Origin of the sequence: Streptomyces sp. NPDC015532 (assembly GCF_043078065.1) — a bacterium.
Classification (GTDB): Bacteria; Actinomycetota; Actinomycetes; order Streptomycetales; family Streptomycetaceae; genus Streptomyces.
This window is the reverse complement of record NZ_JBIBSY010000002.1, coordinates 610,639-634,385: the sequence shown is the minus strand read 5'-3', so window position 1 is coordinate 634,385 and position 23,747 is coordinate 610,639. Positions and strand designations below refer to the sequence as shown.

Genomic DNA, 23,747 nt, shown 5'->3' with positions numbered 1-23,747 from the left:
TCGTGGCCGGCGGTGGGGCGGGCGTCGGCGGCCCGGCTCAGGCGACCAGTTCGGCGAAGCGCCCGGCGTGGAAGACCAGCGGACCCTCGCCGTCGGTGACGGCGCCCTCGACGGCGTCGGCGATGACCAGTTCGTGGTCACCGGCCTGGTGGATGGTGGTGATCCGGCAGTCCAGCCAGCCCAGACCGTCCGCGGCTATGGGGTGCCCGGCACGGGTGGAGTCCCACTCGCCGCCGCCGAAGCGGTCGGCGCCCTTGGCGGCGAAGGTCCGGCACAACTGCGCGTGCTGCCCGCCCAGGATGGTCACGGCGAAGCTTCCCGCCTTCCGGATCGCGGGCTACGTGGTCGACGTGGACGCCGCGCACAGGGCGATGAGCGGCGGGTCGAGGGAGACGGAGGTGAAGGAATTGACGGCCATGCCCACGGGGCCCGCCTCCGTCCGAGCGGTGATCAGGACGACCCCGGTGGTGAACCGGCCCAGGATGTCGCGAAAGGAACGCTGCTCCAGCATGTGATCTCCATAGGTTGTCTGGTGGCCGGGCGGGGCCGGCGCGGGGACGGAACGTGCCGCCCCCGTGCCGTGTGATTGTCCCCGCACCGTGTGACTGTCCCCGCGCCGGGTGATCCGCCCCGCGCCGTGGGCGATGGTCAGCGGCAGGCGCGGCTCGCGATGGCCCAGTCCACCGCTTCCTGCGGACGGGACGCGGAGCCGGTGATCTGCGGGGACACATAACGGGCCAGCAGTTCCAGGCTGCGGTTGGTCTTCTCGTACGAGGTCCAGTCGGCCACGTAGACGAGGAGCTTGCCGAAGCCGCCGGTGGCCTCCTGCATGCGCCGGATGCCCTGCACGACGCCCTCGACCGAGCCGACGAGCGCGCCGCCGGCCTCGACGCGGGCCTCCAGCGCCCTCTCGCGCGGGGTGTCCGGGCTGATGACCTCACGGCCGGCCGCCTTGCCGAAGTACTCGAAGAGCCAGCGGTCATACCCCTCACGGACATCGGCGAACGCGGCCATGACGGACGTCGTGCCCAGGGGCCGTCCTGACCTCAAGTGACGTTCGAACCGCCGGAGTTACAGCACTATGATCCGCATGGCGGCGCCTCGCGGTTCACGTCCTCCTCCGCGGGGGTCCGTTTTTGTTCTCCGTCCTGAAGGCCGCAGCATCCGCGGAAGGATCCGATGCACAGCGATCAGCCCAGCCCGGCCGTGGTCCTGCCGGTCATTCTCATCGGTTTGATCGTCGCGGTGACGCTGGCGGTGTACGGCGCCAGTTCACTGGCCCGGAACGGCATCCGGCGCACGGACCTGGGTGTGCGGCTGCGTGCAGGCGCCGCCCTCGCCGGGGCGGCAGCGGCCCTGATGTACGTCTGGGGCGCGGTCCACCTGGTCCGGGACGAGACGATGACGAACCAGGCGTGCCGGGACGCGATGCCCGCGGCGCAGGCGGCACACCTCTCCGGCGTCGACGTCTCCCTGCTGCCGGTGCACGTGAACTGCTATGTCACCGAGGGCGGTTCGTACGCGGCCGCCGTCCCCGGGTACGTCAACCCCGCCCTGCTGGGGCTGGCGCTGATCGCCGTGGCCCTCGGAGTCTTCGCGGCGCTCGAATCAGAGCGGCGGGCCAGGGACAACTTCAGGAACCAGCAGGCAAGTTGAACATCGCGGTGTTCTGATCGACGGAGGGAAACGCATGACGGTGCACGCTGCGGCGGTTCAGCAGGACCGACAGCCCGCTTCGGGGCCGCGTCGGGAACGCGGCACCATGGTGCGGGTCCTTGTCCACGCGGTGATCGCGCTCGCCTCCTGTGTCATGGGAGTGGCCGGCACCATCATCTACCAGAAGGCCACCGCCGCTGACACATCCGCTGTCGACGCACAGGCCGCCGAGCTCGCCGAGGACCTGCGCGGAGACCTGAACGCGGGCTTCTACTCGGGCGGTCGGGCCTACGGGGGGCAGTTCACCGAGGGCACGCTGGTGGCCCAGGCCGAGGCGCGCGGCGGTGTACTGCTGAGCCTCGGCAGGGCCCAGGGGCAGCCGGACCCCAACCTCCGCACCGCGACAGTGATGTTGGGGCTGGTGCCACCCGCCGGAGGGACCGTCGCCGCGGACGCCTATCCGGTCCGCTGCTACCGCTTCACGTTTGCTCTCGGCCCCCACAGCGTGGACCGGTCCGCCATGACGTGCCCGGCCTCGCGGACCGACGGCGAGCCCGGCAGCCTGACGGCACAGATGGGCGCGCTCCTTGCGCGGCGGCCCACCGGCCCGTACGCCTACCGGCCGATGACGACTCACGGGTACACGCAGACGACGCAGGGCGCCCTGGACTTCCTCAAGGACAAACGCCTGGTCACCACCAAGGACACGGTCGACGTGGTCTCCGAAAGGAGCGAGAACGATGACGTCCACCTCCTGGCCCTTCGTATCAACGGTGTCTGCCACTTCCTGCGCATGGACTCCTCGTCCGCCGCGTCACGCTTCATACCGCTGTGGGCCGTTCCGGCCGACCGGCAGAAGGCCTGCGACGTGAGCCAGGACGTGGCCGTCACCTTGTACGGCATCGACCCGGCGAAGGCGGGATGAAACAGCCGCCGATAGTCTTCGTCACCATGATGCGCGCTTGGATCCTGCCCATGGTGCTGGTGCTCTGCGGCTCAGTCGTCGCGACCGGGCTCATCCTCAAGGGGGACCCCGGTACAGCCGCGGCACTCCTGGCGGCGTTCCTGGTGCTCGCGGGCGTGAACTCGCCCCTGATCTTCCCCGCGTCGATCGGCGCACTGGAGGCACAGCGCCGCAGCATGGCCGACGGCCGGCCGGTCGTCTTCTGGCGTCCGGGCTGCACGTACTGCATGCGACTGCGCATCCGGCTGGGCCGCGGCGCCCGCCGGCTGCACTGGGTCAACATCTGGCAGGACCCGGAGGCCGCCGCGGTGGTCCGGGCCGCCAACGACGGCAATGAGACCGTGCCGACCGTCGTCGTGGCGGGCCGGCCACACACCAACCCCGACCCCCGATGGGTACGCGAACAGCTCCCTCCCTCCGCGTGATCGGACGCCTTCGACCTCACCCGCACGCCCTCGGCGAGGACCCTTATGGTTGCCGCGTGGAGACGATCGACGGATTTTCCGGTGCCATCCTGGTCACTCGCGGCGGAGCGACCGTCGTGCGGACTTCCGCCGGCATGTCGGACGCCGAGGCCGGGGCACCGTGCACGACGGACACCCGCTTCCAGATCGCTTCGGTGAGCAAGCAGTTCACCGCCGCCTCGGTGATGCTCCTGGCTGAGCGAGGAGAGGTCGCTCTCAACGATCCCGTCACCCGCTGGTTCCCCCACTGCCCCCACCCCTGGCGGCAGCTGACCCTGCATCAACTCTTGTCCCACACATCGGGCCTGGGCCACTGGCGGGACCTCCCCGGCTTCGACATCGACCATCCCGGCGACACCCCCACCTTCCTCGACCGTTTCTCGAAGGTGCCGCTTCGCGGCACACCGGGCCGCACCTGGCACTACAGCTCACCGGGGTATCTCCTCGCGGCGCGGATCATCGAACGTGTCACCCGGCAGCGGTACGCCGACTTCGTCACGGAGCACGTCCTGCGCCCCCTTGCCATGACGGCCACCCGCGTCGGTGAGGCTCCGCCCGAGACGGCCGCCCGCGGCTACCGGGAGAACCGACGCGTCGACGTCCCGGAGTTCGCCGCCATGCCGGGGACCGGGGACCTCTGGTCGACCGTCGGCGACCTGGCTCACTACACGGCCGCCTTCGACGCCGGACACCTGCTCACCGCCCGTTCGCGGGAGGCGATGGTGGCTCCGCACGCGTCCATGGCAGGCGCATGGGGCACCGACGGTCCCGCGGTCGCCGACAGCTACGGGTACGGCTACGCACTCGGCACCCTGGCCGGGCACACCGCGCGCTTCCACATCGGTGACAACCCCGGATACCGGTCCTTCCTCGGCCGGCTCCCCGACCTCGACGTGACCGTCGTGATCCTGTGCAACAACGAGGAATCCGACCTCGACGACCTCCTGCGACAGCTCCTGCCGGCGATCACCGACAGCTGATGCCGAGCCTCCCAGCCTCCGGGCCTCGGGCCGCCGCGCCGTCGCCGCGAGCCTGACTGCCCGCCGTGGCCGATCAGATCCCGCCGTGCTCCGGCGTGCGGTCCGCGGGCCCGGCGATCCGCCCGAGCCCACTCTCGGCCTCCTCGACCATCCAACGCTGACCGATCCGGGGGCCGATCTCCAACGCGGCGCGTAGTGCTCGCCCGCCGGTGACAGGTCGCCGCGGTGTTCCGCGCACAGTGTTGTCCGGCGGCATCAGCGCAGCGTGATCTGCTCGCCGATCGACCGCTCGCGGGCCGCCGCGACGACCAGGGCCGTGGCCGCGGCGTCCTGCACCGCCGTGCCGACCGACTTGTAGAGGGTGATCTGGTCCGGCGACGTGCGCCCCGGTTTGCTGCCGGCGATGAGTTCACCCAGCTCGGCGTGCACGTGATCGGCGGTGATGAGGCCGTCGCGGATCGGCGCGAGCAGGTCGTTGCTGCCCGCGGGGAGCGGGGCGAGCGAGGCCTGGCGCGATTCGACGCACACCAGCGCCTCGGCCACCGTGGCGTCGTCGACCTCGCGGCCCGCCGGGTTGAATCCGACGGACGTGATGTGCACGCCGGGCGTCAGCCAGGGGCGGCGGATCACGGGTTCGACGGCGTGCGTCGTCGCGGCGGCGATGTCCGCGCCGTCGAGCGCCTCGGCGTAGCCGGCCACGGCCCGGACCTCGGCCTCCAGCACGGCGGAGAGTTCCTCGGCCAGGGCGGCGGCCTTCGCAGGGTCCCGGCCGGCCACGCGGATCTGCCGGATCGGGCGGACCCGGCAGATCGCGCGGGCGTGGGACCGGGCCTGCACGCCGGTGCCCAGCACGGCCAGCACCGTCGCGTCCTCGCGGGCCAGCAGCCGCGCCGACAGCGCGGAGCAGGCACCGGTTCGGGCCGCGGTGATCGCCGTACCGTCCAACAGGGCGGTGGGCTCGCCGGTGTCAGGATCGAACGCCACGATCAGCGCTTGATGTGTCGGCAGCTGTACCCCGTCGTTGTGCGGGAAGAGGGACACCAGCTTGGTCATGAGCACCCCGGCCGAGGGCAGGAAGCCCGGCATGGCCGCCAGGAATCCATCGCGTTCGGGCACCAGGGCGGCGACGCGGTCGGGCACCGAGGCGCGGCCCGCGCTGAAGTCCGCCATCGCCGCGGCCAGGTCATCGATCAGCGCGTCCACGTCGAGCAGGGACTCGACCTGCGAGCGGCCCAGAACAAGCATGCGCTTCAGCCTCCTGACGCCGGTCATCGGGCCGACGACCGCACCGCCCAAGCGTCGGCCTCAGCCCCTCCGCCGCTCCGCAACGACACGCATGGGTGGCCGACCTCAGGTTGGCTTGCGCCACACGGAGATGTGCTTCGCGGAGTCCTGGATGAACGGCGCCCCGTCCCAGTTCGACACGCGACGTTCCAGCTCGAGCCCAGCGATCCGTGCCATCAGGTCGAGCTCCGCCGGCCAGGCGTAGCGGTGCCGGGAGTTGCCGCGGCGGTAGTGGCCGTCGTCGCCGTCGCGGGTGAAGTGGTGCGAGACGAGAATCTGCTCGACGAGGTCGAAGGTGTCGAAGCCGAGGTGCTGCTCAGAGACGTCGAAAGGCACCGCGACCTGGCCGGGCGGCAGGAACCGCAGCGGTGGCACGCCCAGCTCGATGACGAATCGGCCGCCGGGCTTCAGATGACGTGCGGCGTTGCGGAAGCACTCGACCTGCTCGTCCTGCGTGAGCAGGTTCGTGATGGTGTTGTAGACGAGATAGACCAGGGTGAACTCGCCGGGAACGACGGTGGTGGCCATGTCCCCGATGACTACCGGGAGCGTGTCCTCGTCGACCTTGCGCCGCAGCACCGCTGCCATGTGCTCGGACAGTTCGATGCCCACCACCGGCACGCCGCGTTCCCGCAGTGGGACGCCCACTCGCCCGGTTCCGATGGCGAACTCCAGCGCCCGGCCGTCTCCGGCGAGCTCGGCGAGGAAGGCCAGAGTCGGTCCGAGAACGGCGGCCGAGGACATCTCGGTCTCCCCGGCGTCGTAGCGGTCGGCGGTCGCACGGCTCCACAGCTCACTGCTCGTCACGGGCGGCCACTTTGCCGGGTACCGAGGGGCGCTGTCGACGCATTTACCCTCCACCGGCTCCGATCACGCGGTTGGGGGCGGGCCGGGTACAGACCCGGACCGCGGTCGGTCAACAGGCTTACGGGGTCAGGGCCTGCCTGGAAGTGATACTTCCTCGTCGGCGCGCACCGGCTCCGGAGGGGTTCCGTCGCCGAACGGATGACCACCCAGCTCCTGTCTGTGATGCGGCCTGAGCCACCCCGACAGATCAGGGCCCAGCGGCACGATGCCCATCGGGTTAATGCCGGCTTGGACTTGGTAGTAATGGCGCTTGATATGGTCAAAATCGACGGTATCGCCGAAACCGGGTGTCTGGAACAGATCCCGACTGTAAGCCCACAGCGTCGGCATCTCTGACAGTTTCCGCAGATTGCATTTGAAGTGGCCGTGATAGACGGCGTCGAAGCGCACGAGTGTGGTGAAGAGTCGGATATCTGCTTCCGTGATGGTGTCCCCGACCAGATACCGTTGACGTTCCAGTCGGGGCGTCAGTTGGTCCAAGCGGCGGAACACTCCTGCGCAGGCGGCCTGATACTCCTCTTGGTTGGTGGCAAAGCCTGCGCGGTAGACGCCGTTGTTGACGTCCTCGTAGACGCCGGCCATGACCTCATCGATCTCATCGCGGTGGGCATGCGGGTACAGATCAGGTGCGCCCGGCCGGTGCAGGGCTGTCCACTCGGTCGCGAGATCGAGCGTGATCTGCTGGTAGTCATTGGTCACAAGCTTCCCGCTGGGCACATCCACGACCGCCGGTACGCTCACCCCGCCCGAGTAGCCGGGCTCACGCTTTGCGTAGGCTTCACCCAGAAAATGGATCTTGAGAACAGGGTCAAGACCCTTCGCGTTCAGGGTGAACCGCCAGCTCCGGTCGTCCTGGATCGGGTCGGCGATCGCCAAGGAGAGGGCGTCCTCCAAGCCGAGCAGACGCCTGGAGATCACCGCCCGGCTTGCCCATGGACAGGCGCGGCTGGCAACCAGCCGGTAGCGGTGTGCCTCAACGGGCCAGCCGTCCCGGCCGTCCGCGGTGATCCGGTCCGTGAAGTGACTTTTCGACCTTTTGAAGGGTTTCTTGCCGTACTCGGCGTTGCCAGGTGTCCCGCCGTCGCTGCCACTCATGGGACGTACCTTTCCGTCTTGCAACTGCATGGCCGAAGTGTCCCCAGTCTTCTACCGACAGCACTGACGAGCCACTCCACGCTCACAGAGGACAGCCTCTTGACCAGGCACTGTGCAGGCTGGACTAGCGCTGAGTCTGAACGGCATCTGGGCGGTCCGGCGCCGCCAGGCCGAGCGCGGGCGTGACATCACGCGTCCTTGATGAACGGCACGTCCGGCTTTCAAGACCGTGTGCGGCTTGACTCACCCAAGGTGTCGAGCGCGCCCACGGCCGCACGGACATGGGCCGGGCCGCGATGCGACCGTTCTCCCGCGCACCACCACGACAGTTGCCCGTCCGCATCCCTCGGATGCATGCCCAGGCCATGCTCCCTACACAGAGGCCACGCCTGCCACAGACGCTCGGTGACGGTCTCCTGTGCGGCATCAGCAACGATCGCCAGCGCAGAGGCAAGGTTGTCCGGAGAGTCCGGGTACAGGCAATTGCCGTGCCACTCGCCATTGGCCAGAGCGACGTAGACGCCTTCCGGCTCCTCCGCATCGTTGGGTGGAAGGGCCAGCAGTTGCAGGGGTTCCTGCTGGGGAAGTGTCACCGCCAGGTCCCGGTTCAGAAGGGCGAGAGCCCGGTCCCACATGGGGTACTCGCCTGGCGAGACGCGACGGGGCTCGGGAGGGTCGAAAAGAGCGCGCATGAGCACCATCCTCTGCCACACCACGGACGACAGTCCCCATCGCCCCCACCACGGCGCTAAGCGGGGTCGGCGGACCCCGCCAGGACCGCGTGCGGCGGCTGACCTCGGCGGCTGACACCAACAAGCGCGATCAGCAGCGGTCAACGCCGGATCGCGATGGATGATCAGTCGAAGCACAGAGCCGATGGGCCGACGGCAACGATCCCTCGCGATTGACCTGATAAGGATGAGGCCAGACCTCCAAGCCGTTCCACCGACCGCGCGTACACTGCCGCTCGCAGTGCGAGGAGCAAACATGGAGGACGACGGCATGGCGGACGTGGCCAGGTTCCCTGGGCGAGCAGGGCGCATCGTCGTGCTCGCCTTGGCGTCTTGCGGTTGGGTGGCCGCCCCGATCTCCACACTCGTAGAGGTGCCCCACATCATTTGGCCCGGAGCGGTCCTGTTTCTCGTGGCCGGCGCACTTCTTGCCCGGGAGTGGGGACGGGTCTGGCATCGAGAGGCCCCCTACGACGTGCAGCGGCGGGTCCCGGAGCTTCCGAACTAGTGGCTCTGCTCGCATCGTTGGCCGGATAGCGGGACTCTGCGGGTTTTTCGATCATGACATCGCCGCGGAGAAAATCCGCGAGGGTTCTCGTGGGTCGTGCCAGTGTGAGGGCGTGGCAAAGATCGAGATGGCAGATGTGTTTGCGGCCGGACGTCGCCGTAGGCGTGGGACTCTCTATGCATATCGAGTGCGCGGTCTCGGCCGCAACGCGGTAGTTCTGTGGGTCGGTGGCGAGGGCGACGAACCTGATCGGGTGGTGGCGTTGCCCGAAGCTGATCGCTGTCCGGTGCCGGTGTTCACGACCGTTCGGCAGGCACGCGTGTATGCGAGCCGTCGGGGGCGCAGGCTGGCCACTCCTGAGGCCGACATTCTGGAGCTCACCCGTGTTCAGCATTGGCTGGAGGACCCAGTGCGCCGGCGCGTCCCCTCGGGTGCGGTGCTGGAGGCATGGAACTTCTTCGAGGATCTGGCCCGAGGACTCAGCGAGGTCCATCGGCTGCCCGAGCAAAGCGCCGTGCATAACAGCGCCTACGAGAAGCTGTTCGGAGACGAGTACGCCGCATGGACTCCCGCGGAGAAACGGGCGGTACTGGAACTGCTCAGGGCCGGGATCGAGCTGTGGAACTCCTGCCCGGTGATCGTCAAGCCCTGCTCGAGCATCGTCTTCGACAGTGGACGATTGCCGAGGTCGACAAGCTCATCGAAAGCCGGTTTCGCGAACACGACGTCCTCCGCCGGGACCGCCTGAATCGGCGGGGGATATCCGCGAGCACGTCGATCCGGGAAGCGCGCCGCTCCAGACAGGGTTGCCCCCGAACGCCCCGTGTCCCGGATGGTTCAGGCAGTCCCGGACCGCATACCCCCTGGGAAGCCCTTGGCCAACGTCTGCGCCCGCGCCGGCGAGGACACGGCCCGGGACTGCGCCGCCCCGAAAGTCAGGGCGCCGTCCCGCTAGATGACCAGCTCGCGTTCATGCGGGCTGCCGCACCTCTCATCAAGGGCCCTCTTCGAGGCGGCGTGCAAGGCGGAGTAGATCTCCCAGGCGCAGCACCGGTCCGTCGAATCCTGGGAGGGGGACATGGAGCGGCTGCGTCCAGTGGTCGGGGATTGCGTCCAGCCCGTAGTACGCCCCTGCGAGGCCCCCGGTCACCGCGGCGACGGTGTCCGTGTCCCCGCCGAGGTCGATCGCCGCGCGTATGGCGTCTTCGAAGCTGGTGGTGGAGCGCAGGGCCCAGACGGCGGAGCCCAGGCAGGGCCAGACGGCACCGTTGAACTCGGTTGCCTGATCGGGGTGCCAGTCGGGCGCGAGGACGGTGGCGTAGCGGCCGCGGTGGTCGGGGTGAACCTGATCCAGGATGTCCGGGAGCGCGGTGACGGGGTCGGTGTCCTCGAACGTGACGCGGATGAGTTCGTGGAAGATCGCGGTGCCTTCCCAGGCCGCGCGGTCGCCGTGGGTCAGGGCAGCGATCCGGCGGGCCGCGTCCATGGTGGCTTCCTGGCCGGCGGCCGCGAAGTGGACTGCGGAGGTGGATGCCCGCATCAAGGAGCCGTTTCCCGCTGCTCGTTGGTTGACCTGGAAGTGGATTGCGGCGGCGAGGTCCCAGGGCATGCCGTTGGTCAGGACATCTTCGGTCTGCAGGCCGATGTCCTTGGGCTCTGCTGCCGCCCACCGCTGGAAGCGGGCGAAGATGTCCGGCAGATCCAGTCCGCCCTGCTCCAGGAGGGACTCCGCGACCAGGATGGCCATCTGCGTGTCGTCGGTGGCCTCGCCGGGGTCCCAGCCGCCGCCTCCGCACATTTCGCCACCGGCACCAGGCGCGGGAAATCGCGCGGAGAATGCTCCCTGGGGACCGAACTCGAAGGGACCGCCCAGTGCGTCACCCGCGGCTGCGCCGACGACCGCGCCGGCGGCCCGCTGAATCCGCTTCATTCGCGCAGGTTACCCGTGCCGCTCCGACGGCCGCCCTGTTCCTTCGTCGGCTTTCCGAACCATCGGCCGGCGTACACCAACGACATCACGCAGACTCCCGCCCTCGTCGACGGCATCCCGCCGGCGACGGAGCCGTTCCCGCCTATCGCGGCCCCGACGGTTCGGCCGGTCGATGCGGCAGAGCCTTGGCATTCTTGGCGGCGGCTGCCGCGACGGTTGCCAGGTCTTCGCCCGAGAAGCCCACGCGGCTCAGCACCGCCAGAGATTTGTTCGTCGCCAGCGTGCACAACGCCAGCTCTGCCGCCTCCTGCTCGCCGGCCCCCGCCGCCAGCAGCGCCTGCTCCAGCCTCGCCCGCAAACCGTCGATCATGGCGCGGACCATCGCCCGGCCCTCCGCGTCGAGGGCCGGGAACTGCGTTGCCGACACCGTGAGCAGGCAGCCGTCCGGGACCGTCGGGTCGGCGATGCGGTTCAGGGCGACCTGCAGGAAGGCGGCCACAACGGCGCTCGGGCTCGGGTGAGGGCCGGACAGTGCCTGCTCGTACAGCGGGTGGTAGGTCTGCGCGTACCGTTGGAGGCTTTTGCGGAAGAGGGCGCTCTTGTCGCCGAAGGCGCCGTAGAGCGAGCCCCGGCCCAGGCCCGTGCCCTCCGTCAGACGATCGATCGAGGCCTCCGAATAACCCCAGCGCCAGAAGACGTGCATCGCACGTCGGAGCGCCTCGTCCACGTCGAATTGCTTGCGGCCTGCCATGGTCCGTCAGTCTACACATCTTGTACCGATCGTTCAAAGATGTGTAGGGTCGCCAACATGACAAGCCTGAGTTCGCTGCGGCTGCCTGACGGATTCCTTGACGTCTTCACCAGCCGGTTCGTGGAGGTGAACGGACTGCGGCTGCACGCGGTCACCGGTGGGGACGGCCCCGCGCTGCTGCTGATCGGCGGGTGGCCCCAGACCTGGTACGCCTGGCGGGAGGTGATGCCCGCGCTCGCCCGACGGCACACCGTCGTCGCCGTCGACTCGCGCGGGGCCGGGCTCTCCTACAAGCCCGACGACGGGTACGACGCCGGCACGCTGGCCGCCGATCTGGTCGCGTTGATGGCCGCGCTCGGGCACGACCGGTTCGACGTGGTCGGCCACGACATCGGTACGTGGACCGGATACGCCCTCGCCGCCGATCACCCCGAGCGGGTGGGCCGGCTCGCCATCCTCGAAGCAGTGATCCCCGGTCTCACACCGTCCCCGCCGTTCTTCGGCCCGGCCGCGGTCAACCTGAAGCTCTGGCAGTTCGGCTTCAACCGGCTCACCGACCTCAACGAGGAACTGGTCCGGGGACGGGAGCGACTCTTCTTCGGCTGGCAGTTCACCACCAAGGCAGCTACTCCGGACGCGATCCCCGCGTACGCCGTCGACGTCTACGTCGACGCGATCGCCGCCGACCCTCGCGCGCTGCGGGCGAGCTTCGCGTACTACCGCGCGCTGGACGAGACGATCGCGCAGAACGAGCAGCGCAGCAAGACCCGGCTGACGCTGCCGGTGCTCGCCGTCGGCGGCGCGCTGTGGAGCGGCGCGAATGTCGCCCAGACGATGCGGCTGGCGGCCGACGACGTCACGGAGGTCGTCCTCGACGACTGCGGCCACTACCCCGCCGAGGAGCAGCCGGCGCGGTTTGCCGAGATCCTGGAGGACTTCCTCACGGCCAACCGGTAGCAGGCACGCCACACGGCTGACCTTCGCGAACGACAGGCGGAGCTTCACCAACTCCGCTACGTCGCCGAGCAGGCCTTCGCCCTCCTCCACCAGGTCAAACGCCTCGCCACCCGATAGGAACGACGCCTCGAACTCCAGGACGCCTTCGTCTCCCTGGCATGCAGCCTCATCTGCTGGCGACACCTCAAGAAGGCCCGCCCCTACTCCTGTTGCGAACTCGTGGGGCGGAAAAGCTGTCGCGGTGTCCTTGATCATCCTGATACGACATGGGGATGGCTACTGAAGCGCTGGATCCCACAGACCGTCTGCTTGCCGAGCGTGCTTGTGAACGCCTCATCGTCGAGTTCGTGCACAAGCTCGATCTCGGTAACCCGAGCGACGTGGCCGATCTGTTTACGGATACCGGCTTTTGGGAGTGGGTGGAAGGCGACCGCCGGATTCAGGGCCGTGATGCGCTTCGGTCGTATTTCGCTGGCCGGCCTGCGGACCGGCTCTCTCGCCGGATATGCACGAACATCCTGGTCACCGTCACATCCGAGGTGACAGCCACCGCGACCACATACTTCACGACCTACCGCGTTGACGGACACACAGGTGGTTTCGTTCCGCCGCGGGCCCCGACGCAGGTCGGCCACTACGAGGACTCGTTCTGCAAGGTCGAAGGCCGTTGGCTCCTCAGCTCTCGGTCCTTGTGTCTCGCCTTCGCAGGACCGACTGAGCGGCTCGAAGCAGCAGCCGAGAACTGAGCGACGCGAGCGTGTGCGGACTCGGTCAGAAGGTGATTCCCGCAGTTACCTCGAGACGACTTCCGCACTGAGATGCAAAGCCAGCCGCCCGCAGCGCCATGGCTCACCGGCTGACCGAGGCCACGGGCCAACATCCTTGGACGGGCTGGTCGTTCTGCGATGGCGTTGAGGTGTTCGCTCTGCCCCAGCGGTTGACTCGGGCATTGGCCAACGCCGGCTCCGCCGAACTGGAAGAACTTGCGGGTCGCTGGACCACGAGGCTCTGGTCTGACGAAGGAAAAGCAGGTGCCGACTCATGGGCCGTGCGGGCAGCATGCCTGCATGTCTACCGAATTCAGCGGGATGATCGAGTGTCGGCCAGGTGCCCGCCTCTGGGGCCCGGACGACGAGGACTCCGGGTGGCACGCCGCCATCGACCTCTTTCTACTCAACGACCGCAACACCTACGACGCCCTCGCCTGCCTCTTCGGCATCCGGAACTACGTCGACTTCCGCCCTCTGGCCGAAGACCGCGGCTTTCCGAGCGACGCGTCCGAGGAGCTCCAGACCGAGTACGCCGCGTACGGCGGATCTCGTGACACCTACGGCACGACATGGATCACGTGGGCCGAGCTCGCCTCGGCCGACTGGCAGGAAACAGACGGCTCCGGCACGCGAAGCCGGGAATCGGTCGCCGGAGACAAAACCCACTGGGGGCCGGTCTGGAGCGTGATGCGGACACTCGGCGGACTCCATGGCGCCGACCATGTGCGACTCGTTCTCTGGTTCCACTGACCCCGCCTCCACGGCGAAGCGCCGCTTGCCCGACTGGAGACAGACGTGACCGAACGCGACGTCATACTCAACGAACTTGCCCAGGGGCTCCGCCCGATGTCACAGGGCATCGCATGGTTCGACGCACTCGGCCCGGAGGAGCAGTCCGAGGCGCTGCTGTTTCTGCGCCACCACTGTGTCCAGGCACGCACCGTCGCCGAGGACGGACCGGAGGCCATCCGTCGGGCGGGGCTGCGCTCCACGCATACGCCAGCAGTGCTGATCACACGTGGTCGGATCGACGAACAACTGGGGAAGATCGCCTCTCTGACTCCCCTCGACGAACGCCGAAAGGCGTTCCGGCTCCTGGTGGCGGTGCTCGGGATCGCCGACGGGCGACGCCGTGAACGCTCCTGTTCGAACGGGTGTGGTCACTGGTGGCACAGGCTTTCCGCCGCGCCCTGATCCCTCCGTCGGCATCAGGGCCCGGCTGGGCTCCCTCTTCAGGGGCGTACGTAGCCCGACGGACCGGCAGCGGCATGGAGTCACCAGCACTCCAGACCGGGCAGCGCGGCTTGAGTCCTCGGCGGTCGGACGTCGGGTTCGGTTCGAGCAGGCGATCACGCGGTCATGGAGGTGGCCGTCGGCGCAGCAGTCACCGAGGTCGCGGCGCGTTGCGGGGGTCTCGCGGAACGACGCGACGTCTCGGATGCCGGGCGACTATGACCCGAACTTGGTCCATTGCCCTTCGGAGACCACCTCGACGGAGCCGTCGACGACCTTGATGGCCGTCTGTTCGTCGATGGCGTAGGCCGGGACGCCGATGTCGGCGGCCCACCGCTCCGCGTCGGCCAGGGTGTTCTGCGGGAAGGCGTCCAGATGCGGGAAGATCGAGAAGTCGACGACTCCCAGGGTGCGGTCGTCCGGTGCGGACGGCCACTCGACGAAGTACGCCCCGATCCGGGGCGTCATCACCATGCTTCCGGCGCTCACTCCCACCCAGACCGTGTCGGGCAGCGAAGGCAGCAGATCGGCCAGCCCGGACTCCCGCATCCAGTGGCACAGATAGGTCGCGTCGCCGCCGTCGACCAGGAGCACGTCGGCCTCCCGGATCCAGGGGACGTATCGCTCGGCGCCGATGGTGGGCAGTGCGGTGAGCTCAAGGACACCGAGCGACGCCCAGCCCAGGCCGGACAAGTGCTGCCACCTGGGCTCGGCGGCTACGAAGCCCCGCACGGATGCCGGACCGCACATCGGGTGACCCCACTGTGCTGTCGGGACGCAGAGGGCGTGGCACTCGGCGATCGGCTTGCCGAGAAGCTGCACGAGCGCCGAGTGGATGCTTGGGTTCGTGACGCCGCCTGACGTGAGCAAGAGCTTCAAGGTGCCTCCAAAATCGCGCGCGGAAGGTGGATATACCTGAAGACCCGGGACCTTGCTGGAACTCATCGCCGTTCGGGCAACCTCTTCAGAGGTCCCTCAGATCTCTCAGGTGGCCGGGCTCGACTGCTCCACCTGACAAGACAGTCAGTCACGACGTCAGGCGCAGCCGGCACCACGGAGAAATCCCGCCCGGATCCCGGGCCCCGGCTGTCGTGGGCGAGGCTGTCGCCGATGTATCGGGCATCCAGGTTTGTCCGAGCGTGGCGACCATGGCCTCTTGAATGCGGGGCACGGACGTCATGGACCGGCCCGATGTCAGTACCAGGTGGCATGCTCTGCCGCCATGAACAAGCAGCAGTTCTGGGAGCTCATCGAGGCAGCCCGCCATCAGGCGTCCGACCCGAACGACGGCGAAGATGTCGCCCGCCGGGCAACCTCACAGCTGGCCACGCACCCGCCCGAGGAGATCGTCGCCGCTGAGCAGGTGCTGTGGGGCCTGATGGCAGAGTCCTACACGAACCCTCTGTGGGCCGCTGCCTACATGATCAACGGTGGATGCTCCGACGACGGCTTCGACTACTTCCGTGGCTGGTTGATCGCGCAGGGACGCGAGGCCTTCGAGCGCACCGTCGCTGACCCCGATGCCCTGGCAGAACTGCCCATCGTGCGGGCGTCAGCGGTCGACGGACTCGATCTCGCATGCGAGGAGACGCTGAGCATCGTCTGGAACGCGCACCTCGCTGCGACCGGTGAACAACTTCCTCACGACGCGTTCACCATCCGATACCCGGAGCTGGACCCCGCCTGGAACGTCGCTTTCGACGACCACAGCGAGATGACACGAAGACTGCCCCGCTTGGCAGCTCTCTATCCGGAGTGAACCGAAGCTCGCCTTCACACGGCGAGGTCGAACAGCGGAGGGGGAGACTCCATCAGCTGAGCGTGTCCGTGGGTTCGGCGAAAACCGTGGGGCGGGTCGCGAGGCGGCGGGCTTCGGCCGTGACCTCGGCATCGACCTGGGCCACGGTTCTGTCGCCGCATTCGAGGATGTCGTACTCGTCGTCGAGTTCGGCCAGCCGCTCAGTCAGGGGCAGTTCATGTCCGTAGCGCTGATGAAGCCGGAAGGTGAACTCCCGAGGCGTGAAGGCGCCGGCGAGCATGCGGCGTGCGAGGGCTCGGGCGGCGGCTTCCTGGCCGGCCTCGCCGGCGACCGGACAGAAGGTGAGGCCGAGTTCGGCGAGTGCTATGGGAAGCAAGTCGTGGACGTCGTAGTCCGCCTCGGCGCGCGTGCACGCGGCGAGGATGCGAAGGCCGGCGGTGTCGAGTCCGGCGACGAGCGCATCACAGGCGGCGTCGACGACCTCGCTCGCGCGGATTTCCCCCACGCTCCAGAGGACGGCATGGTCCTGTAGAGCGATTGCTGCCGCTTCGGTCGACGTCACCCGTCCATGATTCCCTTCAGAGTGCTCCCGGTCGAGCAGCCGCGTCGGCGACCATGTCACCATCACCGGGCGCACCTACCCGGTCACCGGGACCGCGATCAGCGCGGCCACCCCGGTGTATCCCTGGAGCGACTGGGCCCAAGGACCCGGGCCGTCCGACAAGGGCGGCAGGATCTGGCTGACCGCCGCAGACGCTCGCGCGGCAGCCGGAGACACTCCCAATGTCTACCTGATCCATCTGAAACTGACCGACCCCACCGCGCCCCTCCGATGGCTCGACGGCGTGTTCACCCCCGACCACCAGGACGACCCCTGGGTCACCACGCGCACCTGGCGGGACGTCGTCGAGACGGACGCGAACATGATCAAGCAAACTCAGCCCGCCCTGGTCATCGGCGGCTGGCTGCTCGCCGTGGCCGCCATCGTCACCCTCGCCGCGTTCGCCACCGCACGCGCCACACGCGACAACCGCCGTGCCGGACTGCTCAAGGCCGTCGGCGCCTGCCCCGGCACCGTCACCGCCGTACTGCTGGCGCAGTACCTGACGCTGACCGTCCTGGCCACCGCGCTGGGACTGACCGCCGGGACTCTGGCCGCCCCTCACCTGGTCGATCCCAGCGCCGCGCTGCTCGACACCGTCAGCCCTCCGGACTCCGGCACCGTCTTCGCAGCGGTCTTCCTCGCCGTCCTGGTCGCGCTGACCGGTGCGCTCGGCCCCGCCGTGCGCACCGTCCGCACCAGCACGGTCCACGCCCTGGCCGACCCGGCGTACTTGCTCACGCACCACCCGCGTCTGAACGTGATGACGGCGTATCTGCCCACGTCGCTGCCGCTCGGCATCCGGCTGCTCGCCCGCCGGCCCGGCCGCGCCGTCCTGGCCTCCGCCGGAACGGCCGCCACCACCGTCATGGTCACCGCGATGCTCACCTTCCACGCCGATCTCGACACGGTCCACGCCTCCGATCGGTTCGGCCCCGGAGCGATGCGGACCGACCAGACCGGCCAGGTACTGCTTGCCGTCACCGTCGCGCTGGTGGCACTGTCCACGCTCAACACCGTGCTCCTCGGCTGGAGCACAGCGGTGCAGGCCCGGCGCGCCCTGTCCATCGCCCGTACCCTCGGTGCCACCCCCGGCCAGGTCGTCGCGGCACTCTGTGTCGCACAGCTCCTGCCCGCCGTGCCCGGAGTGGCGGCGGGTATGCCGGTCGGGCTCGGCCTGTACTGGCTCTTCGGCACGCAGGTCACACCCCCGGGGCCGTGGCTGCTCACCACCGCGCTCGCCATCCTGCTGGCCGTCGCGATGGTGACCGCGCTCCCCGCATGGGCCCACACCCGCAAGCCCGCGGGGCCGGTCCTCAACGCCGAAACCGCATGACGAGTTTCTTCACAGGGGCTCTACGGCTCTGCGCGAGAAGCTCGTAGGGCCCCGGGTTCGGAGGGCGTCGGCGCGGAACTGGGCGGGCCGTCAGGGGCTGTTGGCGAGCGAGCCATCGAATGGACGGCCGTGCGGCATCAAGCTGGTCGTGTGGTCGCGTGGCCTTGTGGACGCAGGGGTGAAGCGGTCGGACGGCGTCGATCACGACGTTGCGCGTGTGGCCAGCGCGGTTCGGGCCAGGCCGCGCAGCCAGGCATGGGCGGGGTCGGTGTCGTAGCGCTGATGCCACGACAGGTACACCGGTGCCGACGGCAGTTCGAGCGGCAGGGGGAGGACGGCCAGACCGAGGTCGGCGACCGCTGACCGCGTGGTGGCCTCGGGGACGCTGACCAGGAGGTCGGAGCCGCGCGCGAACTCCAGCGCGGCCGCTTCCGTGGGCGCGGTCGCCACCACGCGGCGGGTGAGGTTGAGCTGGGCGAGGGCGTCGTCGAGTGCGTTGCTGAGGTTCCCCCGTCGCGAGACGGTGACGTGCTCGGCGGCGGCGTACCTCTCTGCGGTGACGGTCCTGGCGCGGGTGAGGGGGTGCCCTTGCCTCACGACGATGACGAGGCGGGTCTCGCCCACGTTCTCGGCACGGATGTCCGGTGCGCTCGGACGGTTGGCGTTCGCCTCCAGGTCGACCTCGCCGCGCCGCAACTCGGGGGTGTCGATGCTCGACTCCGCGACGAAGCGCAACCGCACGCCTGGCGCCTGTCCGCGCACGGCCGCGAGCAGGGTGGGGCCGCTCAGGGCGACCAGGGAATCGTGCCAGCGGAGGGTGAACGTGCGCTCCAACGTGGCCAGATCGAGTTCACGGCTCGGTGCCAGTACCCCCTGGACCTGCTGCAGCAGCTCGTGCACCTGCTCCCGGACGGCGATCGCGTACGGCGTCGGCGTCATCGTGCGCCCCGTGCGCACCAGGATCTGATCCCCGGTCGTGCTCCGGATCCGGCCCAGACTCCGGCTCATCGCGGGGGCGGTGACATGCAGGCGGGCGGCCGCCCCGGTCACACTCCCCTCCTCCAGCAGCGCGTCGAGCGCGGTGAGCAGGTTCAAATCCAATTGCATGCGAGTAATCCTAGCCGTGCTTTACATGCATTTGAAGTTAATCCATGGGCTGGATACCTTCGAGACGAGAGCGCAAGACGGAACGCACAGCCCAGCCGGACCAGCCTCAAACACCCCTCCTCGCACGGGAGTACCACCATGTCCGAAACGCTTCAGACCACTGACCTCGCCGCCTCCGACGCCGACCTGCTCGGCCAGACCGCCATCGCCGTCCGCGCGGCCGGTTCCGCGCTGCGCGAGCGCTTCGGCGAGGTCGTCCGCTACCAGACCCGCGACGAGCTGATGCACGCGCTCGCCGCCAACGACGACACGGCCCTCGACATCCTGCGCCCCCAGCTCACGCGCCTGCGCCCGGACGCCGGCTGGGTGGAGGACGAGCTGGACGGCGGGGCGCTGCCGTCCGGCGAATGGTGGGTCGTGGATCCGGCCGAAGGCAACGTCAACCACCTGCACGCCCTGCCCGAGTGGGCGGTGACCGCCACCCTCGTGCGCGAGAACCGGCCGGTGCTCACCGTGGTCCACCTGCCGTTGACCGGCGAGACCTACACCGCGCTCACCGGTGCGGGCGCCCACCTCGACGGCCGGCCGCTGCGCGTCTCCCACACCGCGGACCTCGCTCTGGGCATCGTTGCCACCAGCCAGGCCCGCCCGGACGAGGACGAGAAGGTCGTACGGCGTGTCGGCTCCTCGATCACCGCCATGCTCCTCGACGCACTCGTCGTCCGCACCGCCGTACCCGCGACCCTGCACCTGGCGAACGTGGCCGCCGGCCGGATCGACGCCTTCTGGCAGTATTCCGGCGCCCGCGCGGACCTGCTGCCCGGGGCGCTGCTCGTCACCGAGGCCGGTGGGCGGATCTCCGACGCCGAGGGCCGCCCCTGGACCCCGCAGAGCGAGAGCTTCCTCGCCGCCGCGCCCGGCATCCACGCCGAGGCCGTCGCCACGCTCTCGCGCTGACCCCACACCACAACCTGTACGCACGGAAGGGACCAGATCACCATGACCACGATCGCAGTTCTCGGAAACGGCCGCGTCGGCGGCAACCTGGCCACAGCCCTCACCCGGGCAGGGCATGAGGTGACCGTGGCGGACCGCGCTCCGGGCGCCGCCGCCGACGCCGCCCGGACAGCCCGGATCGTCATCAACGCCACCCCGGGCGCCGGCTCCCTGGAACGGCTCGCCGCCCTGCGCGAGGAACTGCGCGGCAAGATCCTCGTCGACGTCGCCAACGCCACCGTCGACGGTCCCGACGGACTGCCCGCCGACCTGGTCTACCCCGGCTCCAGCCTCGCCGAGCAACTCCAGGAAGCGCTCCCCGAAACGCGCGTCGTCAAGACGCTCAACACCATGCTCTTCCCGGTGATGACCGCGCCGGCCACGCTCACCCAGGCGCCCGATGTCTTCCTCTCCGGCGAGGACCCGCAGGCCAAGCAGACCGTCCGCGAACTGCTCATCGACCTCGGCTGGCGCAAGGAGTGGATCACCGACCTCGGCGGGATCCAGACCGCCCGCGCCACGGAGGCCGCGATCCTGTTCGTACCGCACGTGATCCGCTCCAGCGGATTCACACCCTTCGCGATCTCGATCGCCCGCTGATCCGCACCCAACTCGCCCGCCCCAACCCTCAGGTGGAGACCCGCGCGAGGTGCATTGGATCTCAGTGACTCCGGGCGTCTGGACCAGCGCCCAGCACGAATGTTCCAACGTCCTGCGCGCGCCGACTGAACGAAGTCACGCCTGACGGTCTCGCCGGGGCTGATGGCCCAGCGAACCGATTCCGCCCACATCCGTTGGCGATATTGAGGAGCGGACCCCCCGGCGTCACGGGGCCCTGTGCTGGAGCAAGGCTGCCTGCGCCAGGGCCGCAGCCGTCCGTGCCCTGCCGAAGCGGAAGAGCATGGTGAGCAGCAGCCGGTACCGGGAGGTCGGATGCCAGGAAGGGGACTCGTGGCTCCGCCCGGTATCGGGCCGGTCCGGGCTGGTGGCGCCCCGCGTGCGTGCCACGCCCAGCAGCACTCCCGCCAGCGTTTCGGGGGACGCGGGTAGCAGGGTGTACCTGGTGTGCTCCCAGGCATCGGGGGCTTGGGCGTCCTTCGGTCCGGGGCGCAGCCTCTCCGCCGGAACAGGAACCCGGCAGTGCACCACGGCGGCGACACTCATCGCCGCCGTGTCGCCCAGCAGCCCCAGCAGCCCCAGCACCGTGAGTCCGTCCCGGCCGCCTTTCAGGCCGAACTCCTCGGTGATGCCCCTGTCCGCGGCCCGTTGGAAGGCGTTGGAGCCGGCCTCGACGACGTCGCCCGGCTCCATGCCCTCCTCGAACGAGCAACTCCAGGTGAGGGGGTAGTACTTCACGAGGTGGCTGCGCCGGTTCACCAGGATCATGTTGTCCGCGGTCTCGATGACCCCGTGCACCGTGGCGATGTTGGGCACGGGAGCAGCACCGCCGCTGAGCAGTGAGGACAGGAACGAGGTGCGCCCTCGGGAGTCGCCGTGCAGGGCCAGGAAGCCGGCCTGCGCTCCTTGCACCTGGCCCCAGTCGGTCTGTGCCACCTCGATCTCGGCCTGTCCTCGGGCTCCGGTTCGCAGGCGGTGTACCGCCACCTTGGGGTCACTGCGCTCGCCTGCATGCCGCCTGCGCCATTCGGCCTTCCCGCGCGCCGTGAGCGGGTCCTCGGACCAGCGGACCGTTCCGTTGTGCCGGACGGTGACCGACGGTGGCCGGCCCAGGTCGCAGGTGAGCAGGGAGTCGCACAGGTCGACCGCCCCGTCGATGACGGTCTTCGCACTTCGCATGCCGACTGGACCCGCTGCGGCGTGGGTGAAGGGCGTGCTCAAAAGGGTCGGGGGAAGGAACTCCGGCTTGTCGTAGCTGTCCATTCCGCTTGAGCCTCCCGCCGGTTCATGGGGTGCCGTGTTGTGTCCAGGAGCCTCGTCTGCCCGCCTTCATCAACGTGTTGACGATATGCGACCGCTGGCGGCCGCCCCTGAGCAGCCGCTCGGCCGCCAGTCCGAAGGCCAGGGCGGGTGCGGCGAACCCGAAGGTGTCTGCCGCGCCGATGGCCAGCCCGGCTCCTGCCAGCCCGGCTTCGACAGCGGCCCAGCCGAGGTGCCCGGATCCGTGCGCGGAGGCTGGGAGCTTCTTCCTGACAGCCCGTAGCAATGCGGCGAGTGCGTCGTCGGCCGCCGCCGCGTCCGCGGCCCGCAGCGCCGTCTGATACTCGTTGCGCCGGCGGGTCACGGCGTCGTCCAGGAGGATCTTCCCCATGTCCTGCCAGCTCAGTGCTCCGACCGCTGCCAGGTGATGCGAGGCCAGGCCGTGGTCGTCGGGCGCTGTCGATACGGGGTCCGATCGCTCGAACAGAGCGTCCGTGGGACTCCCGAGGTACAGCCCTACGTCGGCCGCTTCGGGCAAGGACCGCGGGGATGCCCCGTCGGTGCCGAGCGTACGCTGCACCGCCGCGTTCCACGCCTGGGTCGCGGTGTTCCAGATCGCGGTCCTGTGCGGTGGGTTCGTCGCGTCGAGGTGGGCGGCGAGCAGAGCTCGGCGGTGACGCTCCGACTCTCCCAGGTGGCCCTCCAGGTAGGCGAGCGTGCGTTCCACCGGGGCGTAGTCGTGGCCGGGGAGGCCCGGCAGCTCCGCTACTTCCTTGAGTACGTCGCTGTAGGAGATGGGGCGGGCCATCGTGCTGGTGCCCAGTGGCACCCCGGCTTCGCGGGAGAAGTGGTGCAGCGTCCATGCCACGGCCTGGAGCCTTTGCCGTAACGGGCTGCCTTCCTCGTACAGCGTTCCCAGGGCGGTGCCTCGGGCGAACAGAGGCCCCGGATTGGCGTCCCCTCGTTCCAAGACCGCTTCTGACAGGCGGACCAGGGGCTCAGCGGAGTCGAACGACGAGGAGAGCCAGCCGGGCTCCAGGGCGCGCCGCAACCCGGCGGTGACCAGTGTGAACGGGTCGCTCCCGGATGGGGCGCCAGTCGTGCAGCGCAGGAACTCGGGGCAGCCGCGCACGAAGGATCTGAAGTCATCGGTCTCGAACAGCGTCTGCACCACAGGGCTGTCGATGAGCTGGACGTCGCTCAGCACCACCGTGTGTCCCAGCAGAGCCTGGATCTTCAGCATGACGGACAGCGAAGGATCCTGCGGTTCCCACTCGGACAACCGCAGATGCTCACCGTCAAGCCAGTAGGCGTAGATCTCCATGACGTCCCTTTCCAGCTGTACAGGTGAGCTGCTTGCCGGAGTTGATGACATGTCACTACGTGGCTGCGGTCAAGCCGCTACGGTTCCCGCTCTCGTGTTCTCCGGCCACCGGACGACCGTCGACGCCTTAGGGAGGAGCGAACATCGGCTGTCGGCCGAAGGCCGCGAGGACGCACCAACCGCCTACGTCATCGACTCCCAGAGCATCAAGATCTCCACCCACCGTCCCCGCCAACGGGCAGGGTATCGACGCGGGGGCAGGAAGATCGTGGGCCGTAAACAGAGCATCGCCATCGACACCGTCGGGCTCCTCCTTGGAGTCCTGGACACAGCCGCGAGCCGGCAGGACTTCATCGCGGGCCAAGGTGCTGGAGCTCCTCCACAGGGGCGCCGTCGGCGTCGCCGTCGTAGACGTAGATCTTGTCGCCGTTCGGATCGAAGCAGACCTTGGCCTTATCGAGCGAGCCCACGCAGCCGCCAACGATGTTCGGTTCCGGCAGACGCGTCCGGCCGCCCCCCCGGGGGGGGGGGCGGGCGGCCGCGGGGGGCCGGCCCC

25 protein-coding genes and 2 pseudogenes are annotated in these 23,747 nt (G+C 69.1%); 14 read left to right on the top strand and 13 right to left on the bottom strand.

What is annotated here, in order from left to right:
• Nucleotides 1–37: 37 nt before the first annotated feature.
• A pseudogene (locus ACF07B_RS09435) lies at nucleotides 38–511 on the bottom strand (flavin reductase family protein).
• 137 nt (nucleotides 512–648) lie between these two features.
• Nucleotides 649–1,014 (bottom strand): hypothetical protein, encoded by a 366-nt coding sequence (locus tag ACF07B_RS09430; RefSeq protein WP_392178423.1) that lies wholly within the window; start codon nucleotides 1,012–1,014, stop codon nucleotides 649–651.
• A gap of 165 nt (nucleotides 1,015–1,179) precedes the next feature.
• Here ACF07B_RS09430 and ACF07B_RS09425 point away from each other — a divergent pair, with 165 nt between their 5' ends.
• The 4 genes from ACF07B_RS09425 to ACF07B_RS09410 are packed head-to-tail and all read left to right on the top strand — an operon-like array spanning nucleotide 1,180 to nucleotide 4,064.
• Nucleotides 1,180–1,656, top strand: coding sequence for a hypothetical protein (locus tag ACF07B_RS09425; RefSeq protein ID WP_392178422.1), 477 nt, complete (start codon nucleotides 1,180–1,182; stop codon nucleotides 1,654–1,656).
• 34 nt (nucleotides 1,657–1,690) lie between these two features.
• Complete coding sequence (locus ACF07B_RS09420) at nucleotides 1,691–2,581, top strand: hypothetical protein (RefSeq protein WP_392178421.1); 891 nt, start codon at nucleotides 1,691–1,693, stop codon at nucleotides 2,579–2,581.
• Between the two features lie 26 nt (nucleotides 2,582–2,607).
• Complete coding sequence (locus ACF07B_RS09415) at nucleotides 2,608–3,045, top strand: glutaredoxin domain-containing protein (protein WP_392178420.1); 438 nt, start codon at nucleotides 2,608–2,610, stop codon at nucleotides 3,043–3,045.
• Nucleotides 3,046–3,101: 56 nt separating this feature from the next.
• On the top strand, nucleotides 3,102–4,064 hold the full coding sequence (locus ACF07B_RS09410; RefSeq protein ID WP_392178419.1) for a serine hydrolase domain-containing protein: 963 nt from the start codon (nucleotides 3,102–3,104) through the stop codon (nucleotides 4,062–4,064).
• Nucleotides 4,065–4,319: 255 nt separating this feature from the next.
• On the opposite strand, the gene ACF07B_RS09405 is transcribed toward ACF07B_RS09410, so the two are convergent.
• The 4 genes from ACF07B_RS09405 to ACF07B_RS09390 all read right to left on the bottom strand — a co-directional run bounded on the left by ACF07B_RS09405 (nucleotide 4,320) and on the right by ACF07B_RS09390 (nucleotide 8,002).
• Nucleotides 4,320–5,309: an ornithine cyclodeaminase family protein gene (locus ACF07B_RS09405; protein WP_392178418.1), complete on the bottom strand. Its 990-nt coding sequence runs from the start codon at nucleotides 5,307–5,309 to the stop codon at nucleotides 4,320–4,322.
• 105 nt (nucleotides 5,310–5,414) lie between these two features.
• The gene (locus ACF07B_RS09400) at nucleotides 5,415–6,155 is read right to left on the bottom strand and encodes a class I SAM-dependent DNA methyltransferase (RefSeq protein ID WP_392178417.1); all 741 of its coding nucleotides are present in this window, start codon (nucleotides 6,153–6,155) and stop codon (nucleotides 5,415–5,417) included.
• Nucleotides 6,156–6,281: 126 nt separating this feature from the next.
• A complete protein-coding gene (locus tag ACF07B_RS09395) occupies nucleotides 6,282–7,310 on the bottom strand; it encodes a glutathione S-transferase family protein (protein ID WP_392178416.1) in 1,029 nt (342 codons plus the stop codon).
• A gap of 221 nt (nucleotides 7,311–7,531) precedes the next feature.
• Nucleotides 7,532–8,002, bottom strand: a complete 471-nt coding sequence (locus ACF07B_RS09390) for a hypothetical protein (protein WP_392178415.1) — start codon at nucleotides 8,000–8,002, stop codon at nucleotides 7,532–7,534.
• Nucleotides 8,003–8,661: 659 nt separating this feature from the next.
• On the opposite strand from ACF07B_RS09390, the gene ACF07B_RS09385 reads away from it, so the two are divergent.
• On the top strand, nucleotides 8,662–9,297 hold the full coding sequence (locus ACF07B_RS09385; protein ID WP_392178414.1) for a hypothetical protein: 636 nt from the start codon (nucleotides 8,662–8,664) through the stop codon (nucleotides 9,295–9,297).
• A gap of 246 nt (nucleotides 9,298–9,543) precedes the next feature.
• On the opposite strand, the gene ACF07B_RS09380 is transcribed toward ACF07B_RS09385, so the two are convergent.
• Both ACF07B_RS09380 and ACF07B_RS09375 read right to left on the bottom strand, forming a co-directional pair.
• Nucleotides 9,544–10,479 (bottom strand): ADP-ribosylglycohydrolase family protein, encoded by a 936-nt coding sequence (locus ACF07B_RS09380; RefSeq protein ID WP_392178413.1) that lies wholly within the window; start codon nucleotides 10,477–10,479, stop codon nucleotides 9,544–9,546.
• A gap of 142 nt (nucleotides 10,480–10,621) precedes the next feature.
• Nucleotides 10,622–11,230, bottom strand: coding sequence for a TetR/AcrR family transcriptional regulator (locus ACF07B_RS09375; RefSeq protein WP_392178412.1), 609 nt, complete (start codon nucleotides 11,228–11,230; stop codon nucleotides 10,622–10,624).
• A 57-nt stretch (nucleotides 11,231–11,287) separates the two neighbouring features.
• Between ACF07B_RS09375 and ACF07B_RS09370 the strand changes: the two genes are divergently transcribed.
• The 4 genes from ACF07B_RS09370 (at nucleotide 11,288) to ACF07B_RS09355 (ending at nucleotide 14,151) form a co-directional block, all read left to right on the top strand.
• Nucleotides 11,288–12,187, top strand: coding sequence for an alpha/beta fold hydrolase (locus ACF07B_RS09370; protein WP_392178411.1), 900 nt, complete (start codon nucleotides 11,288–11,290; stop codon nucleotides 12,185–12,187).
• A gap of 272 nt (nucleotides 12,188–12,459) precedes the next feature.
• Entirely contained in the window at nucleotides 12,460–12,933 is a 474-nt protein-coding gene (locus ACF07B_RS09365; protein WP_392178410.1) for a nuclear transport factor 2 family protein, read from the top strand.
• Nucleotides 12,934–13,254: 321 nt separating this feature from the next.
• Nucleotides 13,255–13,707, top strand: coding sequence for a hypothetical protein (locus ACF07B_RS09360; RefSeq protein ID WP_392178409.1), 453 nt, complete (start codon nucleotides 13,255–13,257; stop codon nucleotides 13,705–13,707).
• A gap of 45 nt (nucleotides 13,708–13,752) precedes the next feature.
• A complete protein-coding gene (locus tag ACF07B_RS09355; protein ID WP_392178408.1) occupies nucleotides 13,753–14,151 on the top strand; it encodes a DUF5958 family protein in 399 nt (132 codons plus the stop codon).
• A gap of 255 nt (nucleotides 14,152–14,406) precedes the next feature.
• On the opposite strand, the gene ACF07B_RS09350 is transcribed toward ACF07B_RS09355, so the two are convergent.
• Nucleotides 14,407–15,069 carry a Type 1 glutamine amidotransferase-like domain-containing protein gene (locus tag ACF07B_RS09350; RefSeq protein ID WP_392178407.1) on the bottom strand — a complete coding sequence of 221 codons (663 nt, stop codon included), beginning with the start codon at nucleotides 15,067–15,069 and terminating at the stop codon, nucleotides 14,407–14,409.
• Between the two features lie 343 nt (nucleotides 15,070–15,412).
• On the opposite strand from ACF07B_RS09350, the gene ACF07B_RS09345 reads away from it, so the two are divergent.
• A complete protein-coding gene (locus ACF07B_RS09345; RefSeq protein WP_392178406.1) occupies nucleotides 15,413–15,949 on the top strand; it encodes a DUF4240 domain-containing protein in 537 nt (178 codons plus the stop codon).
• 52 nt (nucleotides 15,950–16,001) lie between these two features.
• On the opposite strand, the gene ACF07B_RS09340 is transcribed toward ACF07B_RS09345, so the two are convergent.
• A complete protein-coding gene (locus tag ACF07B_RS09340; RefSeq protein WP_392178405.1) occupies nucleotides 16,002–16,511 on the bottom strand; it encodes a hypothetical protein in 510 nt (169 codons plus the stop codon).
• Between the two features lie 115 nt (nucleotides 16,512–16,626).
• Between ACF07B_RS09340 and ACF07B_RS09335 the strand changes: the two genes are divergently transcribed.
• Nucleotides 16,627–17,886 carry an FtsX-like permease family protein gene (locus ACF07B_RS09335; protein ID WP_392178404.1) on the top strand — a complete coding sequence of 420 codons (1,260 nt, stop codon included), beginning with the start codon at nucleotides 16,627–16,629 and terminating at the stop codon, nucleotides 17,884–17,886.
• A gap of 201 nt (nucleotides 17,887–18,087) precedes the next feature.
• On the opposite strand, the gene ACF07B_RS09330 is transcribed toward ACF07B_RS09335, so the two are convergent.
• Entirely contained in the window at nucleotides 18,088–18,993 is a 906-nt protein-coding gene (locus tag ACF07B_RS09330; protein ID WP_392178403.1) for a LysR family transcriptional regulator, read from the bottom strand.
• A 138-nt stretch (nucleotides 18,994–19,131) separates the two neighbouring features.
• Between ACF07B_RS09330 and ACF07B_RS09325 the strand changes: the two genes are divergently transcribed.
• Nucleotides 19,132–19,950, top strand: coding sequence for an inositol monophosphatase family protein (locus ACF07B_RS09325; protein WP_392178402.1), 819 nt, complete (start codon nucleotides 19,132–19,134; stop codon nucleotides 19,948–19,950).
• A 42-nt stretch (nucleotides 19,951–19,992) separates the two neighbouring features.
• Nucleotides 19,993–20,589 carry an NADPH-dependent F420 reductase gene (locus ACF07B_RS09320; protein WP_392178401.1) on the top strand — a complete coding sequence of 199 codons (597 nt, stop codon included), beginning with the start codon at nucleotides 19,993–19,995 and terminating at the stop codon, nucleotides 20,587–20,589.
• Between the two features lie 225 nt (nucleotides 20,590–20,814).
• Here the strand turns inward: ACF07B_RS09320 and ACF07B_RS09315 are convergent, their stop codons facing one another.
• Nucleotides 20,815–21,786, bottom strand: coding sequence for a hypothetical protein (locus ACF07B_RS09315; protein ID WP_392178400.1), 972 nt, complete (start codon nucleotides 21,784–21,786; stop codon nucleotides 20,815–20,817).
• A gap of 106 nt (nucleotides 21,787–21,892) precedes the next feature.
• Entirely contained in the window at nucleotides 21,893–23,191 is a 1,299-nt protein-coding gene (locus ACF07B_RS09310; protein ID WP_392178399.1) for a hypothetical protein, read from the bottom strand.
• Here ACF07B_RS09310 and ACF07B_RS09305 point away from each other — a divergent pair.
• Nucleotides 23,190–23,528, top strand: a pseudogene (locus tag ACF07B_RS09305) (transposase); the annotation flags it as partial. The gene ACF07B_RS09310 and the pseudogene ACF07B_RS09305 overlap by 2 nt on opposite strands.
• Nucleotides 23,529–23,747 lie beyond the last annotated feature (219 nt).

What these genes read in the sequence shown, in the direction of transcription:
- ACF07B_RS09310 (WP_392178399.1), bottom strand. Translation starts at nt 23,191, where the DNA reads ATGGAGATCTACGCCTACTGGCTTGACGGTGAGCATCTGCGGTTGTCC.
- ACF07B_RS09425 (WP_392178422.1), top strand. Translation starts at nt 1,180, where the DNA reads ATGCACAGCGATCAGCCCAGCCCGGCCGTGGTCCTGCCGGTCATTCTC.
- ACF07B_RS09330 (WP_392178403.1), bottom strand. Translation starts at nt 18,993, where the DNA reads ATGCAATTGGATTTGAACCTGCTCACCGCGCTCGACGCGCTGCTGGAG.
- ACF07B_RS09360 (WP_392178409.1), top strand. Translation starts at nt 13,255, where the DNA reads ATGTCTACCGAATTCAGCGGGATGATCGAGTGTCGGCCAGGTGCCCGC.
- ACF07B_RS09405 (WP_392178418.1), bottom strand. Translation starts at nt 5,309, where the DNA reads ATGCTTGTTCTGGGCCGCTCGCAGGTCGAGTCCCTGCTCGACGTGGAC.
- ACF07B_RS09375 (WP_392178412.1), bottom strand. Translation starts at nt 11,230, where the DNA reads ATGGCAGGCCGCAAGCAATTCGACGTGGACGAGGCGCTCCGACGTGCG.
- ACF07B_RS09365 (WP_392178410.1), top strand. Translation starts at nt 12,460, where the DNA reads ATGGCTACTGAAGCGCTGGATCCCACAGACCGTCTGCTTGCCGAGCGT.
- ACF07B_RS09395 (WP_392178416.1), bottom strand. Translation starts at nt 7,310, where the DNA reads ATGAGTGGCAGCGACGGCGGGACACCTGGCAACGCCGAGTACGGCAAG.
- ACF07B_RS09415 (WP_392178420.1), top strand. Translation starts at nt 2,608, where the DNA reads ATGATGCGCGCTTGGATCCTGCCCATGGTGCTGGTGCTCTGCGGCTCA.
- ACF07B_RS09325 (WP_392178402.1), top strand. Translation starts at nt 19,132, where the DNA reads ATGTCCGAAACGCTTCAGACCACTGACCTCGCCGCCTCCGACGCCGAC.
- ACF07B_RS09370 (WP_392178411.1), top strand. Translation starts at nt 11,288, where the DNA reads ATGACAAGCCTGAGTTCGCTGCGGCTGCCTGACGGATTCCTTGACGTC.
- ACF07B_RS09320 (WP_392178401.1), top strand. Translation starts at nt 19,993, where the DNA reads ATGACCACGATCGCAGTTCTCGGAAACGGCCGCGTCGGCGGCAACCTG.
- ACF07B_RS09420 (WP_392178421.1), top strand. Translation starts at nt 1,691, where the DNA reads ATGACGGTGCACGCTGCGGCGGTTCAGCAGGACCGACAGCCCGCTTCG.
- ACF07B_RS09315 (WP_392178400.1), bottom strand. Translation starts at nt 21,786, where the DNA reads ATGCGAAGTGCGAAGACCGTCATCGACGGGGCGGTCGACCTGTGCGAC.
- ACF07B_RS09390 (WP_392178415.1), bottom strand. Translation starts at nt 8,002, where the DNA reads ATGCGCGCTCTTTTCGACCCTCCCGAGCCCCGTCGCGTCTCGCCAGGC.
- ACF07B_RS09380 (WP_392178413.1), bottom strand. Translation starts at nt 10,479, where the DNA reads ATGAAGCGGATTCAGCGGGCCGCCGGCGCGGTCGTCGGCGCAGCCGCG.
- ACF07B_RS09430 (WP_392178423.1), bottom strand. Translation starts at nt 1,014, where the DNA reads ATGGCCGCGTTCGCCGATGTCCGTGAGGGGTATGACCGCTGGCTCTTC.
- ACF07B_RS09345 (WP_392178406.1), top strand. Translation starts at nt 15,413, where the DNA reads ATGAACAAGCAGCAGTTCTGGGAGCTCATCGAGGCAGCCCGCCATCAG.